This window comes from Acinetobacter lwoffii (assembly GCF_022967985.1).
Taxonomy (GTDB): Bacteria; Pseudomonadota; Gammaproteobacteria; order Pseudomonadales; family Moraxellaceae; genus Acinetobacter.
Window position 1 is genome coordinate 127261 of sequence record NZ_JALJVC010000001.1, and the last position, 17532, is coordinate 144792.

Consider the following 17532-nt stretch of genomic DNA (forward strand, 5'->3'; position numbering starts at 1 on the left):
TTCAGTCATAAGGAAAAATGAATGAATACCAAGAAACCTAACAAAGTTCTGGCGCCTTTAGTCATTGCAGGAATTACGATTGGCTTTTTTACCGCTGCCTATCGATTTATTTTTGTAAAGAGCAAGCAGGACGAGCAGTCTGAGCGGGAGCTGGATAAGAAAATACCAGAGGCAGACGAATTTAACTGAGAAGTCAATCCTGCTCAGTCGCTAGGAATAGAATTTATTTTTTAAAAAATATAGAATATTCAAGTGAATACTAAAATGATTTTGGTATTTTTCTTGCATTAAAAATATAAAGAAAAGGAGATCAACAATATGTGGAAAGCACTGCAACATAAATTCATGGCATCTTCAGCAGATGACTTACCGCTATGTCTGCGAGAAGCTCAAAAAATGCAGCTGGCGATTGACCGTCTAACCAATACGGCCAATCTTAACCTGTTTAAAACAGATTATCTGGAATGAGTTAAGTAGCAATCCAGATTATCTATTGATTAAATATATTCCGATGCGGCATGTGCCGATGACCATGCCCATTGGAAATTATAACCGCCCAAATGTCCGGTAACATCCAGTACTTCACCAATAAAATACAAGCCTTTCTGCTTTTTACTTTCCATGGTTTTTGAGGATACTTCCGTGGTGTCTACACCACCCAAAGTCACCTCCGCCGTACGGTAGCCTTCTGTTCCTGAAGGTTTCACTTCAAAGCCATGCAGACGTGCCGCAATCTGTTCCAGCTTATCATCGCTGATATTACCAATGGCAGTTTCAGCACTTTCAGTCCAGATCAGAATTTGTAATTCAGCCACCACACTTTTCGGTAAATATTCATTGAGGAGTGTACGTAATAAGACTTTGGGCTGGCTTTGTTTTTTTGCTTTAAAGAAATCCAGTAAGTCTACACTCGGTAAGAAATCAACCTTAAAGCTTTGACCGACATTCCAGTAGTTAGAAAGTTGCAGGGAACTCGGCCCACTCAAACCGCGATGGGTAAATAAGAGGGCTTCGGTAAAGCTGTTAAGTTCATTAGAGAGTGTTGCTTCTACGGCATTACCACTTAAGCGCGTGGTCACTTCTTTAAATCCGTCAGAGAAGGTAAATGGAACCAGTCCGGCACGAGTCGGATAGAGGTGATGTCCAAACTGTTTTGCAATCTCATAGCCAATGCCTGAACCGCCAAGCGTAGGAATAGATAAACCGCCAGATGCCACGACGACAGATTCAACTTCAAAATATCCCAGTGAGGTCGCCACCTGAAAGCCTTGATCATCGACTGGATTCACTGCTTTCACTTCGCAACTGGTCTTAATATCGACCAGACCGGTTTTATCACATTCTGCCAGCAGCATCGACAAGATATCTTTTGCACCATTTAAGGTAAACAGCTGTCCATGTTTGCGCTCTTCATAAGCAATGCCATATTCACAAACCAAGCCGATAAAGTCCCAGTTGGTATAACGCGTTAAAGCTGAAATCACAAAATGTGGATTGTGTGAAATATAATTGCTCGGTTCGACTTCCAGATTGGTGAAATTACATTTACCACCGCCAGACATCAGGATTTTTTTGCCAACCTTGTTGGCTTTTTCCACCACCACGACTTTACGCCCACGTTGCGCAGCCATATACGCCGTCATTAAACCTGACGCACCGGCACCTATGACTAGAACATCGTATTGCTTGGAAGACATCACACACTCAAGGGAGAAGAAAAGTGAAGCATTATAGACAATTTTATTTCAGCTTTCTCTATTCCAGAAAAATCAGTTCCGTGATTGCAAATTTACAGCGTATTTTAAACATAAAATATTTGAAAGCTATCTAAAACTCATGCATAGTTTTTGTACAAACTAAAAACATAATAACAAGGAAAAGCGAATGGCAAGCGCGGAGGATTTAAAACAATATAATCTGATTACATATATTCTTTATATTTTAGGATTTTTTCTTGTTGGTCTGACCCCATTTATTGCGATTGTGATGAATTATATCAAGCGTGATGAAATGCGCGGTACCTGGCTGGAAAGTCATGTCGACTGGCAAATTAAAACCTTCTGGATCAGTTTGCTGGGCTATATCGTCGGTGGCTTATTGACTGTGATCTTGATTGGTTTCCTGATTGTATTTCTGGTCTTTATCTGGCATATCTACCGCTTGGTCAAAGGGTTAATTGCCTTAAATAATAATCAACCGATTGAAGCTTAGGTTGCTGTAAAACCAAAGGGAATATGACGGCCTTGCAGACCACCAGTATGAATCACCAACAGTTTTGATCCAGCCGGAAAATAATTTTTCTCGATTAGATCAAAAATCCCCATCAGCATTTTAGCCGTGTAGATCTGCTCCAGTGGAATTGCAAATTCCGCTTCAAAATCCTGGATAAACTGCATCAAGGCTGCACTGGTTTTGGCATAGCCACCACAGCAATAATCATCGAGAATATTCCAGTTGGTTTTATTCGTTAGTTGAGCGATTTCATCTTTTAAAAATGAACCTTTCAGTGCAGAAAATCCTAAAACCTGTTGATGCCCATGACTGGCTTCGATCAATCCACTGATGGTGCCACCGGTGCCTACTGCACAACAAATCACATCAAATTGCGCATCGCCATCTTTTAATATTTCCTGACAACCTTGAATCGCCAAAGCATTGGTTCCACCTTCAGGAATAATATAATGTTCAGGAAATTGTTGAGCGAGTTCGGCCAAATACTCAGGCTGTTGCTTGCGTCGATATTCATCACGACTGACGAAATGCAACTGCATCCCGAATTGCTGGGCGGTGGCTAATGTTGGATTCAATGGGTGATCAGCCAGTTCTTCACCTCGAATCATACCAACACTCTGAAAACCAAACTGCTGTGCGGCAAATGCAGTAGCGGCAATATGATTGGAATAAGCACCTCCAAAACTCAGAATATGCTGATAATCCTGTCTTTTGGCTTCAAGAAAATTGTATTTCAGTTTAAAAAACTTGTTGCCCGAAATTTGCGGATGCACCAGATCCAGACGACGTATTGTTAAAGTAATATCGTGAAAATTAATCTGTTGATCTGGAATATTTTGAGCAATTTTTTCAAACATAGACATTAAGATAGTAGGTTATTAAAACATTATAGCGGAAGTGCTAAAAATCAGAGCTTTTCAATAAGCCATTATTCGCTGAGAGCTATGGAGTTGGTTGTAGATTGTCACAAATATTCTGCTGATAATTTAAATAACAATGCTAATCTAAACAGAGGAAACCCTGAGGAGGGTAGAATAATGAAAATATTATCCTATGCTGTGTGGGTCGGCATGCTGCTCAGTCTGTCGGGCTGTGATGATGCGATGAATAAACCTAAAACAGAAACCCGCACCATGATTATTGGTGGCGTACCTGTACATGAGCAGGATTATCAACTGCTAGACAAGCATTTGAGTGCTCAGGATCAGTTAAAACCTTAAGTAATTGCTATAGTTGAAATTCATGACAAATCCAGAAATTTTTACAGCAAATCGTCAGGTTTTTGCTTAAAATAGCCCTTCAATTTTTAAGTCAGGTTATCTCGTGGAATCATTCTGGATTTTAGGTTCGATTGCTTTTGCCCTGATGTTAGGCGCAATGAGCCCCGGGCCGACTTCTATTTATGTGGCAAAAAACTCAATTGCCATTTCACGTAAACATGGTTTATTTACTGCATTGGGTACTGGTCTCGGTGCAGCGATTTTTGGTCTGTTGGCGGTTCTCGGTTTGCAGGCATTTTTACTAGCTGTACCTTCAGCTTATCTGGCCTTAAAAATTTGTGGTGGTTTATATTTACTTTGGTTGGCGTTTAAAATCATTAAACATGCCAAAGATCCGATCGAAGCGGATACAACCATTAGCAAACAGATGTCTTTACGCCGTGCTTTTACCACTGGTTTAATCACACAGTTGTCCAATCCCAAAATTGCGATTGTGCTGGCCAGTATTTTTACCGCGTTATTGCCCAAAGAAATTCCAACGTATTTTTATTTTGTTTTGCCTGTCTTATGTTTCTTTATTGATGCAGGCTGGTGTTCACTAGTCGCAGTTGCATTATCTGCGGAAAAGCCACGTCGTGTTTATTTGAAGTTTAAGGCTTTGTTTGACCGCGCAGCAGGCGCAGTTATGACGGTACTTGGCTTAAAATTAATTTTTGGTATGAAGTAATTACTTCATCTAGATGCTCTGCTTATAAATAAAAAAAGCCCCTAGTCGTAGAGGCTTTTTTTATGTCTATTAAAAAGTATTTTCTTCCGAATTAGCAGAAATACGATGAATCGACAAGTCTGCACCATTGAACTCTTCTTCCTCAGTCAGGCGAATACCCATCAAAACCTTAAGCAGGCCATACACCAAAAAACCACCCGCCAAAGCAATGACAATCGCCAGCACTGTACCTATGAGTTGTGAAATTAAAGACACTCCTCCCATTCCTCCAAGCCATTGCTGACCGAAGATACCCACAGCTAATCCGCCAAAAGCACCACAAACGCCATGCAAAGGCCAAACCCCCAATACATCATCCACTTTGAGTTTATTTTGGGTATAGGTAAAGAGTTTCACAAAAATAATGCCGGCGCTGATCCCGATAAAAAAAGCACCCAACGGATGAACGACGTCTGATCCTGCACAAATCGCCACCAGACCTGCTAAGGGACCATTATGCAGAAAGCCGGGGTCATCTTTCCCCGCAACTTTGGCTGCTATTGTTCCACCGACCATGGCCATCAAAGAGTTAATAGCGACCAGTCCAGAAATGGCATCCAGCCGCTGCGCGCTCATGACATTGAAGCCGAACCATCCCACAATCAGAATCCATGAACCCAAAGCCAAAAAAGGAATTGATGAAGGAGGATGCGCGGTGATCCGGCCATCATTTTTGTAACGGCCATGACGCGCACCAAGTAGGATTATTGCGGCAAGTGCCATCCAGCCGCCCATTGCATGAACGACAACTGAGCCGGCAAAATCATGAAAACTTGCACCAAATGCATGGGTCAGCCAATCCTGAAAACCAAGGTTGCCATTCCAGATCATACCCTCAAAAAACGGATAGATCAGCGCAACCAGAAATAATGTCGCTAAAGCCTGTGAACGCATTTTGGCACGCTCTGCAATCCCTCCAGAGATAATCGCTGGAATTGCTGCAGCAAAAGTCAACAGGAAAAAACAGCGCATCAGATTGTAGCCATGATCGGCAGATAAGGTTGCAGCATCATGGAAAAAGTGCTGACCGTAGGCAATATAGTAGCCCACTAAAAAATAGGCGATGGCGGAGATGGCAAAGTCGGTTAGAATTTTACTTAGGGCATTGACCTGGTTTTTATGTCGAACTGTTCCAAGCTCTAAAAAAGCAAATCCAGCATGCATGGCAAGCACTAGAACTGCACCGAGAAGAAGAAATAATAAGTCTATATTTTGCATGGTGCGTTCCAATTTAGTGCGCGGGATCACAAAAGAAAATCAGTATATAGAGGCAAATTGATTGTAGAAGAGGGCTAAGCAAGGGAAATTTTGATGAAGAATTTCTTGAAATTGATAAGACTCGATATAAAGCACGTTACTATTTTTTTGCACCAAACTAAGACATGGCGAGAGTTCATAAAATTCAGATTTATATTATATTTTTAGGTGTTTATATTTATCGTAAGAAAAACGGTGCTAAAAAAGCATGCTAAAGGTGCACGTAAAAAGTAAAAGATTTTTAAGAAAAAATTTAAAAATAAACGAAACTATTGCTTTTAAATTTCAAAGCGTCATTCAAGTTTTAAATTTACCAAGTCATAGGGAATCTGGCTGAAGGATATTTAAAATAAATGAAACCCTAAAAAATTAGGGTTTCATGCTTAGATAAAATTATTGAAGTATTCAATTAATCTTTAAAATGTACCGGAATCCATTGATAGCTTTTATTGTCTTTAGAATAAATATGTCCAATCCCCGGAAATGGCAAATGTGGTGCTGCTACCGTCTGACCATTTTTCGCATATTCAGCAAAATATTTTAAGCGGGTTTCGATCGCCTTTTTCGGATCGACATCAAAGTCAACGCCGGTCTGTGGGCGATCAAACTGCAGCGTATGTGAGTGCACAATATCTCCAATAAACACCATCTGCTGACCTTTAGATTTTAAGCTAAAACCAAAATGCCCCGGTGTATGTCCAGCCGAACTGATAACATCGAAAGCATGGATTTGATCGCCAGTTTTAAAGGTTTTGAGCTGATTCTTGGCCTGATAGGGTGCAATGGCTTTCTTGATTTTATCGACTGTGCCCAAAAAACCTGCCTGCTTGGCTTTTGGTAATTTTTCTACCGTTGTGGGATTTATCCAGAAATCCAGTTCAGCTTGAGACACATAAATGTTGGCATTGGGAAAATTGGCAACACTATTATTACTTATACCGCATACATGGTCTGGATGTAAATGCGTGAGCAGGATGGCATTGACCTGTTCAGGTTTATGCCCTGAAGCCTTTAAATTGGAATACACTGAACCTAGGTGTGGACCATTACAGCTTGAAGTCCCGCTATCGACCAGAACCATTTCCTTGGCTGTATTGACCAGAAAGGCATTCACGGAGGTTTGGATGCCTTTAGCTTGATCGACGTAGTATTTTTTCAATATCTGGTCGGCTTGAGCTGCTGGAATATCTTTAAATAAGGCTTTGGACAGATAATTGGTGCCATCTAGCAGGGCAGTAATTTGGTAATCCCCGAAGTTATGTTGATAATAACCGGGAACCTGTTTTTGTTGTTGGGTGCTAGAAACGGATTGTGCATGTGTTTGAGAGATACCCGCCATTGAACCTAAAGCAAGCAATGACACGACGAGAGAAGAAGTGAAGTATTTCATAGCTATTCTTATGTAATTAAAGTCAATTCTATGTATTAGCACGGATGCCAGCAAAAAAGAATATGAATATATTTACCATTTTTTAAAATGGAAGTGCTGATTTGGCATCTGTACTAAAAAATCAGTCTGAATCTGTATATTGATTTTTTGAAAGTAAAGAATTTATTTTTAATGAAAATATTATTATAAATAAAATGCTTAGATACATTTCACTTTTTATGAAAAGCTCGTTAACATGGGGTATTACGAACAAGCTTTGGGTGTCGCGATGAGTTTTTGGAAAAGAAAAAACAATGCCAGCTTTGTATTTTTCATTATTACCTTATATTCACTACTGGGCTTTGGACTGGGTTATGTGATTTGGGAATTTGTGTTGCAAGGCTAAGTGACCCAGCAATAAAAAAGCCTCTAGAAATAGAGGCTTTTTTTGATCGTATGAAGGTTTTATTATGAGATTTTTTAGAAAAACATTAACAACCGTCGAAGTATATTTCCTATTTACTTTTGTTAGGGCAAAAGTAACAAAACCCTTCTGTTCGTTAGAAGGCACGTCTGTGTACCCCTAACGAACGAGCGAAATCCAGGTCGCATGGTTATCACACTTTAACTACGATAAATTTTGATTCCTTTTTCACGTGCATATGAAATTTTAGGATCTTTAATTGTATATTGAGCCGAACCACTATCAGGATTACTCAAATTAATTAATCCCATTTTTTCCATACTAGATATATAGCTTTGAGCAGTTGAATGTTGAAGTTGGTTTTTTTCTTTTAATTGTTTAGCATTAAAAGTATTTCCATCTAATTTAAGTAGCAAATCTATATACGAAAAAATATCCATAGAGTTAGAGCGTGCATTCGTTTTCTTTGGATAGTATTCAAAATAATTGAAATTTTTAATAAATCTACTTAAAGCAAAGCCTATTGAAGATTTTTCAATTCTATTGCTAAGTGAGTCTTTATCATATTGGATTCTTAGTAAATTAGAAAAAATATGCCAAAGGTCGCGAGGTGTTGAATTTGCTAATTTTAAAATTTGATTAACATCATCTGCAAATAGTTCTTTGAAATTAAAAATTTTATTTTTAGAAAAAACTTTTAAACGATTATTTAGGACATTTTCTAAGTCTGAATTTGACCAATTAATAATAGTGCAACTATGTTTTTGAGTTCGTACATATTGCTTAATAAAATTAAACGGAGTTGTCCAACTTGTAAAAATAATCTGTAATTTTGGCGTTAGTAGTAATTTTTCGTCAGTTAAGATTAATTTAGTATAGTTTGCAATTAGTTCGGCATCATTCTCGAATCTTTGATCTTCATCAATTCGATCAATTAGTATGATTACTTTACTAAACTGTAATTTTTCTACAATCTTTAAAATTCTTTCAATAAGGAAATAAGAGATATCTTGGTCTAAAAAATTTTCTTCAAAGTTTATATCTAGTTCAGGAAAATATTCCTTAATTTTGACATTTTCTGTGATTGGAGGAAGCCCCGAAAAATGTTTAGATAAAAAATCATCGACGAGTGTATTTGCTGCAGTAGCACCGTAATTGAAAAGATCTCTTATAATTTTTTCAAATCTTTTATAAGTTAATTTATACCAGGGAATTTGAATAGCCTTAATTTGATCTCTTAAGTATGCTTTTGAAACTTGAGGTACAAAGTTTTGAAGTAAGTAGCTTAGTAATATTTTATCTTCTTGATCGAGTTTATTTATTCGGTTTTTTTCCTTGGCAAGAGAAGAGAATAATTGTAGAGAAATTTTTGTAATTAAAAATTGATAAAAGTCTTTTGAATCAAAGTGTAATGGTAAATCAGAAAAATCTGTAATAGAGACTGAAATTATCTTTTTTCTGTCAATTCGTGACTCTAAGTTTTTTAAAAGGGCAGTTTTTCCAGCCCCTCGATCACCTAAAATGATTAAAGAATTGTCAGAGGAAAAGTTGGATAAAATACTTTCATAGTCATTTACAGGGGTAAATATATCGACGGATTGTTTTAACTCATTTTCTGTTGTAAAAAATGCAAATGGATTGTTGTCTAAATTTAATTTTTTTAAAAAGTCATTAAAATTTGTCATAAGCTTTATATTGTTAAGAAAAGAATAAGCCCCGCTAAAATATAGCGGGGCTTTTTATAAGTGTCTAAAATTAAGAAACTTTATCACCCGGTTTAGCACCCGATTCAGGTGAAATCACCCAAACACCTTCGCCATTACCGGCAGCAAGTACCATACCGTTCGAAATACCAAAACGCATCTTGCGTGGCGCAAGGTTTGCCACCATCACCACCAGTTTACCTTTTAAGTCTTCAGGTTTATAGAACTCACGAATACCACTGAACACATTACGTGGCTCAGCTTCACCGACATTTAAAGTCAATTGAAGAAGTTTGTCAGAACCTTCAACCATTGCAGCTTCAAGAACTTCAGCCACACGCAGGTCAACTTTCATAAAGTCTTCGATGCCAATAACTTCAGCTTCGCCCACTTTAGATTCAGGTTTTTTCTCAGCCTTCTTCTCTTTTTTCTTTTCAGCTTTAGCTGGCTCAGCAGCAGGGGCAGCTAAAGAATCTTTAGATGCATCCACCATGGCAGCAACAGCTTTTGGATCTACACGTTGCATCAACGGTTGGAACAATGCAATTTCATGACCCACTAGAATGGTTTCGCGAGAAGCAAAATCGAAGCTTTCAAGTTGCAAGAAATCTTGAACCTGTTGAGCTAGTGTCGGCAATACAGGAGCCAAGTAAACTGCCAATTGACGGAACAGGTTGATCCCCACAGAACATACATCATGAACCTGTTGTTCCTGACCTTCTTGCTTAGCAAGTGCCCAAGGCTTTTTCTCGTCGATGTACTGGTTGGCTTTGTCTGCCAGTGCCATGATTTCACGAATCGCCGCAGAGAATTCACGTGCTTCATAAGCTTGAGCAATTGAACTACCGGCATCAATAAAGCTTTGTACTAATTCAGGTTCAGCACATGTCGCACTTAACTTGTTATCAAATTTGGTGTTAATAAATTTCGCACAACGGCTGGCAATATTCACCACTTTACCGACTAGATCTGAATTTACTTTTTGTACGAAGTCATCCAGATTTAAGTCTGAATCTTCAACTTTGTCAGAAAGTTTCGACGCGAAGTAGTAGCGTAAATATTCAGGGTTTAAATGCTCTAAGTAGGTTTCTGCTTTAATAAAGGTGCCGCGAGATTTAGACATCTTTTGGCCATTTACCGTCAAGAAACCATTTACGAATAAGCCTGATGGCGTACGGTAGTTAGCGCCTTCAAGCATTGCCGGCCAGAACAGGGCATGGAAATATACGATGTCTTTGCCAATGAAGTGATAGACTTCATTTTCAGAATCTTTTTTCCAGAAATCGTCAAAATTCAACTCAGGACGTTTGGTCTTGATGTAGTTTTCAAAACTTGACATATAGCCAATTGGCGCATCGACCCACACATAGAAGTATTTGTTTGGTGCATCTGGAATTTCAAAACCGAAGTATGGCGCATCACGTGAGATGTCCCAATCGTTCAAGCCATTTTCAAACCATTCGTCCAGCTTGTTGGCAATCGATACTGGCAGGCGACCTTCATCACGAGTCCATTTTTGCAGGTATTCACCAAAATTTGGCAATTTAAAGAAGTAATGATCAGATGATTTTTCAACAGGTGTTGCACCACTTAAAGTCGATTTTGGATTCAGTAGCTCAGTTGCGTTATAAGTCGTGCCGCAGACTTCACATGAATCGCCATATTGATCTTCAGCCTTACATTTCGGGCAGGTACCTTTAATGAACCGGTCTGATAGAAACATGCCTTTTTCAGGATCAAATAACTGCGTTACAGGACGAACAGCAATATTGCCAGCTTCACGGTTTTTGATATAGATTTCTGAAGCACGGGCGCGGTTGGTATCACTATGCGTAGAATCATAATGATCGAAATGCACACCAAAACCGTCAAAGTCACGAATGTGTTCTTTTTGCACATTGGCAATTTGTGCTTCAGGTGAAATGCCATTCGCTTCGGCACGCAGCATGATCGCAGTTCCGTGAGCATCATCCGCACAGACATAAGTCACATCATGACCCATCGCGCGCATGGCACGTACCCAAATATCTGCTTGGATATAGCCAAGTAAGTGACCCATATGAATCGGGCCATTGGCGTAAGGAAGGGCATTGGTGACTAAAATTTTACGCACGGATTCACTCTCTCATTCGTATTCATTATGCAATGGGCCATAATTTTACATGATGCCGAGGGGATTACAAAGAAATGCTTTGCTGAAACCCTGCGAATAGATGGACTTGGAAAACCGAATACAAAAACCTGCATCGTCCTTAGCATATAACCTTGCAATACGGATTTAACTCAGCTCATGCTACATTCTGCAAACAATAGCAACAACATGTACAGGCTTTGTTGCAGTTTGCTTACTTCGCCCGATTCGCGTGATGCTTTGTGCTAAAAAATGGCTGATTGTTTATATGATATGCCTAAGGAGGGTACCTCATGACTCAGCAGAACCAAAATAATACGTCGAAGCAAAATCAAGATAAAGAACAACATGCACGCGAATTGAATGATCAGCTTGCAAAAGAGCAAAAGCAAAATGAGATAGATAAACAGCACAATCAGGAACATAAGAACGGGCAAAGTGCCCAGACCCATGCTGATCAGAAGTCTGATACCCAGCATAACGGTAAAGAGGAAAATGCTGAGCAATCAGCGCAAAAAGACAGTTCTCAAGAGAATCAGTCTGATAAAAAAACTGAAAGCTTTAAGATGGATGACTTAAAAGCCAAAGCGATAGCGATTGGTGAAGAGCTATTGCAAAAAGGTGAAAAGCTTCTGAATGAGCTGAAACATGGCAAATCTGACAACCAGCAAAATGCTGAGCAAGGTTCGGATGATGCGAAAAAAGCCAAAGCGGATCATACCTCTCAAGATAAGTCATCTAACAAGTCAGATAAACAAAATGCTAAAGATGGTCAGACCGATCAGCAGGCAGGTATGGCAAATTTAAAAGATGAAGCCATGCATAAGTTTGAAGATACCAGACAGAAAATCACAGACTTATTCAGCGAAGCCTCGGTTAAGTTCGCTGAGCTGAAACAGATGGCAACTGATACGATGAATAAAATGAAAGATAATCAATCGAAGGAAGGTGATTCTGATCAGCAGCAAGATGCCAAAGATACAGATTCAGAAAGCAACTCTCAGTCTAAAAAGGATGAATCGAAACAAGATCAGGATAAAAATACCAAGGATCAACAGGACAAATCTGAAAACAATAAAAATCATAAATAGTCTGTGATCGTTAAGCCACTTTAATCATAGAAGGTTAAAGTGGCTTAACACGCTCGAGATAAATAAAAAAAATTTATTACATTAAAATAGTCCATCTCTCTTTTCTTTCATTATTTCTATTCACCAAGATTCCATAAAATATTTCACAAAACCGAGTAAAATGGTTGGAAATTGAAGATATCTGTTTCATCTTCTCCAATACAGTGCTTAACCTTCGCCTAAAACCCCGTTAAACTAAGCGATTCAGATGTCGATCTACATTTTTGGAGTAACCTATGTCTTGGCTTTCTTCGCTTAAATCGGTTTTTTCGCCTTCCAAGGAGGTGAACGAAGAAGCTGTGCAAAACGTACTGCAAAACTATATCTTGCCAAATTCCAGCAATGCCTTGAAAGATCGTATTACGCAGGTCAATGTACAGGGTGAGATTCTGCAAATCACTTTGAATACCTATCCAGAAGAAAAAGCGCAGCTGCAACAGATTCATGATGAACTGGCGGAAGCTTTGCAAAAATGTGGTATTCAAGAACTGAATATGCATGTGATTCAGCAGAAAACTGGACATAAGAAAGAAGGGGGTTGCGGGCATAACCATGCTGAAGGTGAAAACTGTTCAAGCGAGTCTAAAGCGGAAGCAAAACCCAATCTTCCCCCTGTGGTTGATGCGTCGGCACAGCCTGCAAAAACAGAAGAAGCTGATCCAAATAATCCACCTATTCAAAAAGCTGCGCCGCAACAGCGTGATGTTCCAAAACACCCAAGGATTCAAAATGTGATTCTGGTGTCATCTGGTAAAGGTGGCGTAGGTAAATCGACCACGACTGTAAATCTGGCTTTGGCTCTACAGAAATTAGGCCTGCGCGTAGGCGTACTAGATGCCGATATTTACGGCCCAAGTATTCCGACTATGCTCGGCAATGCCGGCAAAACGCCAATGATCGAAGCAGAGCAGTTTGTCCCTATCGAAGCCTATGGGATGGCGGTATTATCAATTGGCCATTTAACTGGAGATCACAATACTCCAGTCGCCTGGCGTGGTCCAAAAGCCACGGGTGCATTGATGCAGTTATTCAATCAGACCCTATGGCCAGACCTTGATGTGCTGATGATTGATATGCCACCTGGCACAGGTGATATCCAGTTAACTCTCGCGCAGCGTATTCCGGTAACGGGCGCAGTAATTGTGACAACGCCACAAAACGTGGCCTTGCTGGATGCGACCAAAGGCATTGAATTGTTTAACCGCGTGCAGATTCCGATCATGGGCGTGATTGAAAACATGTCGACCCATATCTGCTCAAATTGTGGTTTTGAGGAACAGATTTTTGGTACAGGCGGTGGCGATAAACTGTCTGAGCAATATCAAGTCCCATTATTGGGCCGTTTACCTTTGGATGCTAAAATTCGTGAAAATGCCGATGCTGGAACGCCGTCAGTGATCGCGGGAGATGCTGCTGCAGAAAGCTATATGCTGATTGCAGAGAAAATTGCAGCGCAGTTACCTAAAGCAGAGAAAGACCATAGCCGAATTTTCTAATTCTATAGACAATTCAGATATTTAAGTCTTAGCTAAAAGCTAGGGCTTCTTATTTCTTATTTTTAAAATTAGCTCGATTTAAATGATCGAAATTGACTGAAATGACTATCGGGTGTTTATCCTGAAAGCTTATATAAACATTTGAATTAATTAAAATAAATAAATTTAAATTTTAGATCATATGTTCTCTTACAATTATTTTTTTGCAGCACTGACCGAATTCTTCTATGCTACTCGGATTAGAGCGAGGTCAAACTATGATTTCATGGTTTTTTATTGGTTTAGTGGCAACCATTCTTTTAACACCAGGCCCAACCAATACCTTATTGGCATCTTCAGGCATTCAGGTCGGATTTAAAAAAACATTTCGTTTAATTCCTGCGGAAGCCTTTGGTTATCTGATTGCCATTAGCTTATGGGGCATTCTGATCGGAAAAATTTCCGTTCATCTTCCGCTTTTACCGACGATTCTCAAACTTTTTAGTGCTGGCTATATTCTATTTCTCGCTGTGAAATTATGGCGGACTGCAGAAATAAGCGAAAATCTTGAAAATGTCTCGATTCGCGCACGAGAATTATTTTTGGCAACCTTGCTTAATCCTAAAGCACTTTTATTTGCCTCAGCTATTTTTCCTGTCATTGTCTGGAAAAGCAGTCAACATTACGTGACTCATATGCTTGTTTTCTTGCTTCTGCTGATTCCGATTGCATTCTTCTGGACTTTTTTAGGCTCAATCCTGGCCAGAAAAAACAGCCGCTGGCTCAATCAGAAAAACTTGCAAAAAACGGCTTCGCTGGTACTAATGAGCTTTTCTATTCCTTTAAGTTATTCTGCACTTTTAAGTTTATAAGCTGATCTCAATCAGCAATTTTTTGGCAACTTCAGCTCTAAGACTTTCACTTATTTTCATTAGTGTCAATTTCAGTTAAAGTACGTCGTAATAACTTGTTTTTAAGATTTTTGGATTATATCAATGGCAATTAAGTCTGATCGTTGGATTCGCGAAATGAGCGAAAAACACGGCATGATTGAACCGTATGCAGAAAACCAGGTACGTTTGGATGAAAATGGTCAAAAGCTGATTTCGTATGGTGTATCCAGCTATGGTTATGACGTGCGTTGTGCACGTGAATTTAAAGTATTCACCAATGTGCATTCTGCAATTGTTGATCCAAAGAACTTTGATGAACGCAGCTTTATTGATATCGAGTCGGATGTTTGTATCATTCCGCCTAACTCGTTTGCTTTGGCGCGTACCATCGAATATTTCCGCATTCCACGTAATGTCTTGACCGTGTGCTTGGGTAAGTCGACTTATGCGCGTTGTGGCATCATTGTCAACGTGACTCCGCTTGAGCCAGAGTGGGAAGGACATGTCACTTTAGAGTTTTCAAATACTACTAATCTTCCTGCGCGTATTTATGCAGGTGAAGGTGTAGCGCAGATGCTATTTTTTGAATCTGATGAAGTCTGTGAAACCTCATATAAAGATCGTGGTGGTAAATATCAAGGTCAGACAGGCGTTACTTTGCCGAAGACCTAATTGTTTTAAAATATTGAATGACGGGACTTTATGTCCCGTTTATTTTTTTGAGATTTTCATTCATCGGAAACTGCTATTTTTCGCCTAATTGGCTTTGGCATCTGTATTAAAAATCAGCATAATGGATTCCGCATAACCATAAAAAAGATGCAATGCATTATAAAAAATCAAAGATTGGCGGCTGGGAAGCTGAAGCATAAGGTGCGGAGCATCGAATAAAAAGGAAAGAGTGAGATGACTCAAATCAAAGATATATTTAAATTTCGCAAAAGTTATTTGGCGATGACAATCGGTTTCAGCCTGTTGCCTTCTGCATATGCGATGCAGGAATTATCAGATTCTTCTCTTTCTGACACCACCGGTGAGGGTGTTGCGCTGGTACTTGATGATTTTAAAATGGTGTTTCAAGGTCCTAAAGATCTTTCTGCTAGTTCTAGTTATGCCAGAGGCATTGAAAACCCCGGACAAGCAGATACAGGCTTTATTCGTATTATCCCGACGGGTGAGAATTACAACCAACTTGGGCAGCGTGTATACGACAAAGTTTATAAATCTACATATGATAATGCTTTTCATGTTGAAAGAACGCAGAATTATGCAACTGAGTATCAGCAAGCCTTTGATACCTTAAAAACTGATTTTTATAATGATAACTATAATACGATTAAGAATACTTATGACACACAAGCTAACCGGGACGCATTTAAGCAAGAATTAGTTGATTATTATTATAATACAGACTTTATGAAAGCCTATTATGACCAACGTCGTGATGATTATTATAATGGTGCAGGTAATACCTCACCAGGTATTGATTATGATATCAAGCATGATGGCACAACAGAATATGAATTAACGCCACTGCGACCAAATAAGTCTGATGAATATGCAAATTTAAATACCCTTGAAATGATTCAATTTCTATATGGGCAAAATGCTAATCAGCAGATTCCAAATACTGAATGGAGTACGGCGGTTGATAGGCAGAATATTATTGGAGCAATTGTAGATGCAAGAATTCTTGCACTAATTAAAGCAGACTACGATAAAAAATTGGAAGCTGCTTTAGCCGGAATAATGAAGGATGCAGATAGTGCTGCTATGGCTGAAATCATTGCTAGAGCAGATCAGGCTGCTAAAACTGAAGCTGCTAAAAGCTCTGTGAGCACTTTAAGAACTAAAGCCGATGTATTTATTTATGGTCTGGCATTATCGAAAAGTGATGGTTCTTTAAGCACACGATACAGTAATCAGGGTTTCAGCTGGGGATCAGCAGATAATCCCTGGTTATTTCGGGCAGGAACTGAAAACGTCACACAGTTTAAGGACGCTGCTAAAGATGTAGGCTATATTGCTTTGGAAGCCCCATTAAGTCCAATCGCAGGGGTTGAAAGTGATAATAATATCAAGCTGGGCTTCTGGAGTGATATTTTTGCACGTGAGCTTAACTCCTCGAATGCTGTAGATCCTATAACAGGTGGGCCAACATCAGGACTTGATACGGATTACCGATTAAGAACCCAATTTGTTGCCAATGGTCTGAGTTTTAATGGCTCGCAAGTTCGGTTATTTCAAACCTTAGAATCTGACAATAAGAATTACAGCCAAACATTGGGTATGGCGAGTATTGTTCGTCTGAATACCAATGATCGACCAGAAACTCTAAGCAGTAGCGATAGTAATCTTAACAGTAAAGGTATTCGTCTCAGTACCGCAGCAAAAACAGATGCACTTGATGGTAATGTTCCAACCCCGGCCTTGAATGGAAGTGATGCTCCTATATTTCATGATTCTGAGGGTTTATATCTCTATAGTCCAAATATTAACTTGGTGCTTGGTAATATGTACCAGCCTTTCGTTGTCGGTTCAGAAGGCAATAATATTATTTTAGAAGTGACACGTATTCCCAATATTCCTGCTATTTATAATCAAATTTATCAAAATTATGGGGGCGGATTTGGTACAACAGATTTAAAGGGTTCGACCTGTAATGTCTATAGTTGTGGTACACCGATTAAAAATAATGTGTCAGATACCACCGCACTTTATCAAGGGCGTAATGCGACTCACAGTAGTATCTCAATAGGGACTACAGAGCGTATCTCAGGAACAAATATGCTGCGTGCCAAGGATGGTGTGAATTCAACAGGAATCGTATTTAAAAATACTGAGGGTGTAAGTAAGAATTTTGGATCTGCTGTCATTGATGGTGTCCTGATTCAGCATCTGAAAATTAGAACAACTGGTCTTTAAGGGAGTA

At 39.3% G+C, this 17532-nt stretch carries 17 protein-coding genes; 11 read left to right on the top strand and 6 right to left on the bottom strand.

What is annotated here, in order from left to right:
- Nucleotides 1–21 precede the first annotated feature (21 nt).
- Complete coding sequence (locus MWG72_RS00595; RefSeq protein ID WP_005106221.1) at nt 22–189, top strand: hypothetical protein; 168 nt, start codon at nt 22–24, stop codon at nt 187–189.
- A 129-nt stretch (nt 190–318) separates the two neighbouring features.
- The gene (locus MWG72_RS00600; RefSeq protein ID WP_005247874.1) at nt 319–468 is read left to right on the top strand and encodes a hypothetical protein; all 150 of its coding nucleotides are present in this window, start codon (nt 319–321) and stop codon (nt 466–468) included.
- A gap of 29 nt (nt 469–497) precedes the next feature.
- Here the strand turns inward: MWG72_RS00600 and MWG72_RS00605 are convergent, their stop codons facing one another.
- Entirely contained in the window at nt 498–1697 is a 1200-nt protein-coding gene (locus MWG72_RS00605; RefSeq protein ID WP_005247873.1) for a BaiN/RdsA family NAD(P)/FAD-dependent oxidoreductase, read from the bottom strand.
- Nucleotides 1698–1884: 187 nt separating this feature from the next.
- Here MWG72_RS00605 and MWG72_RS00610 point away from each other — a divergent pair, with 187 nt between their 5' ends.
- Nucleotides 1885–2211, top strand: coding sequence for a DUF4870 family protein (locus MWG72_RS00610; protein WP_247143027.1), 327 nt, complete (start codon nt 1885–1887; stop codon nt 2209–2211).
- Here MWG72_RS00610 and MWG72_RS00615 read toward each other — a convergent pair.
- Entirely contained in the window at nt 2208–3089 is an 882-nt protein-coding gene (locus tag MWG72_RS00615) for a 1-aminocyclopropane-1-carboxylate deaminase/D-cysteine desulfhydrase (protein WP_247143079.1), read from the bottom strand. The two genes, MWG72_RS00610 and MWG72_RS00615, sit on opposite strands and share 4 nt — an antisense overlap.
- Before the next feature lie 180 nt (nt 3090–3269).
- Here MWG72_RS00615 and MWG72_RS00620 point away from each other — a divergent pair, with 180 nt between their 5' ends.
- Both MWG72_RS00620 and MWG72_RS00625 read left to right on the top strand, forming a co-directional pair.
- Nucleotides 3270–3452: an NF038215 family lipoprotein gene (locus MWG72_RS00620; protein WP_085064447.1), complete on the top strand. Its 183-nt coding sequence runs from the start codon at nt 3270–3272 to the stop codon at nt 3450–3452.
- Between the two features lie 103 nt (nt 3453–3555).
- Nucleotides 3556–4179 (top strand): LysE family translocator, encoded by a 624-nt coding sequence (locus MWG72_RS00625; protein ID WP_004280739.1) that lies wholly within the window; start codon nt 3556–3558, stop codon nt 4177–4179.
- Between the two features lie 69 nt (nt 4180–4248).
- On the opposite strand, the gene MWG72_RS00630 is transcribed toward MWG72_RS00625, so the two are convergent.
- Together MWG72_RS00630 and MWG72_RS00635 are read right to left on the bottom strand one after the other, a co-directional pair.
- Nucleotides 4249–5436, bottom strand: coding sequence for an ammonium transporter (locus MWG72_RS00630; RefSeq protein WP_005247869.1), 1188 nt, complete (start codon nt 5434–5436; stop codon nt 4249–4251).
- Nucleotides 5437–5884: 448 nt separating this feature from the next.
- A complete protein-coding gene (locus MWG72_RS00635) occupies nt 5885–6865 on the bottom strand; it encodes an MBL fold metallo-hydrolase (protein ID WP_191112549.1) in 981 nt (326 codons plus the stop codon).
- Nucleotides 6866–7133: 268 nt separating this feature from the next.
- On the opposite strand from MWG72_RS00635, the gene MWG72_RS00640 reads away from it, so the two are divergent.
- Nucleotides 7134–7250 (top strand): hypothetical protein, encoded by a 117-nt coding sequence (locus MWG72_RS00640; RefSeq protein ID WP_086044934.1) that lies wholly within the window; start codon nt 7134–7136, stop codon nt 7248–7250.
- Nucleotides 7251–7468: 218 nt separating this feature from the next.
- Here the strand turns inward: MWG72_RS00640 and MWG72_RS00645 are convergent, their stop codons facing one another.
- Nucleotides 7469–8953, bottom strand: coding sequence for a P-loop ATPase, Sll1717 family (locus MWG72_RS00645; RefSeq protein ID WP_247143028.1), 1485 nt, complete (start codon nt 8951–8953; stop codon nt 7469–7471).
- A 70-nt stretch (nt 8954–9023) separates the two neighbouring features.
- Nucleotides 9024–11084 carry a methionine--tRNA ligase gene (gene metG, locus MWG72_RS00650; protein ID WP_247143029.1) on the bottom strand — a complete coding sequence of 687 codons (2061 nt, stop codon included), beginning with the start codon at nt 11082–11084 and terminating at the stop codon, nt 9024–9026.
- 311 nt (nt 11085–11395) lie between these two features.
- Between metG and MWG72_RS00655 the strand changes: the two genes are divergently transcribed.
- The 5 genes from MWG72_RS00655 (at nt 11396) to MWG72_RS00675 (ending at nt 17525) form a co-directional block, all read left to right on the top strand.
- Entirely contained in the window at nt 11396–12193 is a 798-nt protein-coding gene (locus tag MWG72_RS00655; RefSeq protein WP_247143030.1) for a putative sodium/potassium/calcium exchanger, read from the top strand.
- 275 nt (nt 12194–12468) lie between these two features.
- Nucleotides 12469–13728 (top strand): iron-sulfur cluster carrier protein ApbC, encoded by a 1260-nt coding sequence (gene apbC, locus MWG72_RS00660; RefSeq protein ID WP_247143031.1) that lies wholly within the window; start codon nt 12469–12471, stop codon nt 13726–13728.
- Between the two features lie 257 nt (nt 13729–13985).
- Entirely contained in the window at nt 13986–14579 is a 594-nt protein-coding gene (locus MWG72_RS00665) for a LysE family translocator (protein WP_213687586.1), read from the top strand.
- 123 nt (nt 14580–14702) lie between these two features.
- Nucleotides 14703–15272: a dCTP deaminase gene (gene dcd, locus MWG72_RS00670; protein WP_004280726.1), complete on the top strand. Its 570-nt coding sequence runs from the start codon at nt 14703–14705 to the stop codon at nt 15270–15272.
- A gap of 234 nt (nt 15273–15506) precedes the next feature.
- Entirely contained in the window at nt 15507–17525 is a 2019-nt protein-coding gene (locus MWG72_RS00675) for a hypothetical protein (RefSeq protein WP_247143032.1), read from the top strand.
- Nucleotides 17526–17532: the final 7 nt, after the last annotated feature.

Coding starts and splice junctions, on each gene's coding strand:
- MWG72_RS00595 (WP_005106221.1), top strand. CDS start 22: ATGAATACCAAGAAACCTAACAAAGTTCTGGCGCCTTTAGTCATTGCA.
- MWG72_RS00600 (WP_005247874.1), top strand. CDS start 319: ATGTGGAAAGCACTGCAACATAAATTCATGGCATCTTCAGCAGATGAC.
- MWG72_RS00605 (WP_005247873.1), bottom strand. CDS start 1,697: ATGTCTTCCAAGCAATACGATGTTCTAGTCATAGGTGCCGGTGCGTCA.
- MWG72_RS00610 (WP_247143027.1), top strand. CDS start 1,885: ATGGCAAGCGCGGAGGATTTAAAACAATATAATCTGATTACATATATT.
- MWG72_RS00615 (WP_247143079.1), bottom strand. CDS start 3,089: ATGTTTGAAAAAATTGCTCAAAATATTCCAGATCAACAGATTAATTTT.
- MWG72_RS00620 (WP_085064447.1), top strand. CDS start 3,270: ATGAAAATATTATCCTATGCTGTGTGGGTCGGCATGCTGCTCAGTCTG.
- MWG72_RS00630 (WP_005247869.1), bottom strand. CDS start 5,436: ATGCAAAATATAGACTTATTATTTCTTCTTCTCGGTGCAGTTCTAGTG.
- MWG72_RS00635 (WP_191112549.1), bottom strand. CDS start 6,865: ATGAAATACTTCACTTCTTCTCTCGTCGTGTCATTGCTTGCTTTAGGT.
- MWG72_RS00640 (WP_086044934.1), top strand. CDS start 7,134: ATGAGTTTTTGGAAAAGAAAAAACAATGCCAGCTTTGTATTTTTCATT.
- MWG72_RS00645 (WP_247143028.1), bottom strand. CDS start 8,953: ATGACAAATTTTAATGACTTTTTAAAAAAATTAAATTTAGACAACAAT.
- MWG72_RS00655 (WP_247143030.1), top strand. CDS start 11,396: ATGACTCAGCAGAACCAAAATAATACGTCGAAGCAAAATCAAGATAAA.
- apbC (WP_247143031.1), top strand. CDS start 12,469: ATGTCTTGGCTTTCTTCGCTTAAATCGGTTTTTTCGCCTTCCAAGGAG.
- MWG72_RS00665 (WP_213687586.1), top strand. CDS start 13,986: ATGATTTCATGGTTTTTTATTGGTTTAGTGGCAACCATTCTTTTAACA.
- dcd (WP_004280726.1), top strand. CDS start 14,703: ATGGCAATTAAGTCTGATCGTTGGATTCGCGAAATGAGCGAAAAACAC.
- MWG72_RS00675 (WP_247143032.1), top strand. CDS start 15,507: ATGACTCAAATCAAAGATATATTTAAATTTCGCAAAAGTTATTTGGCG.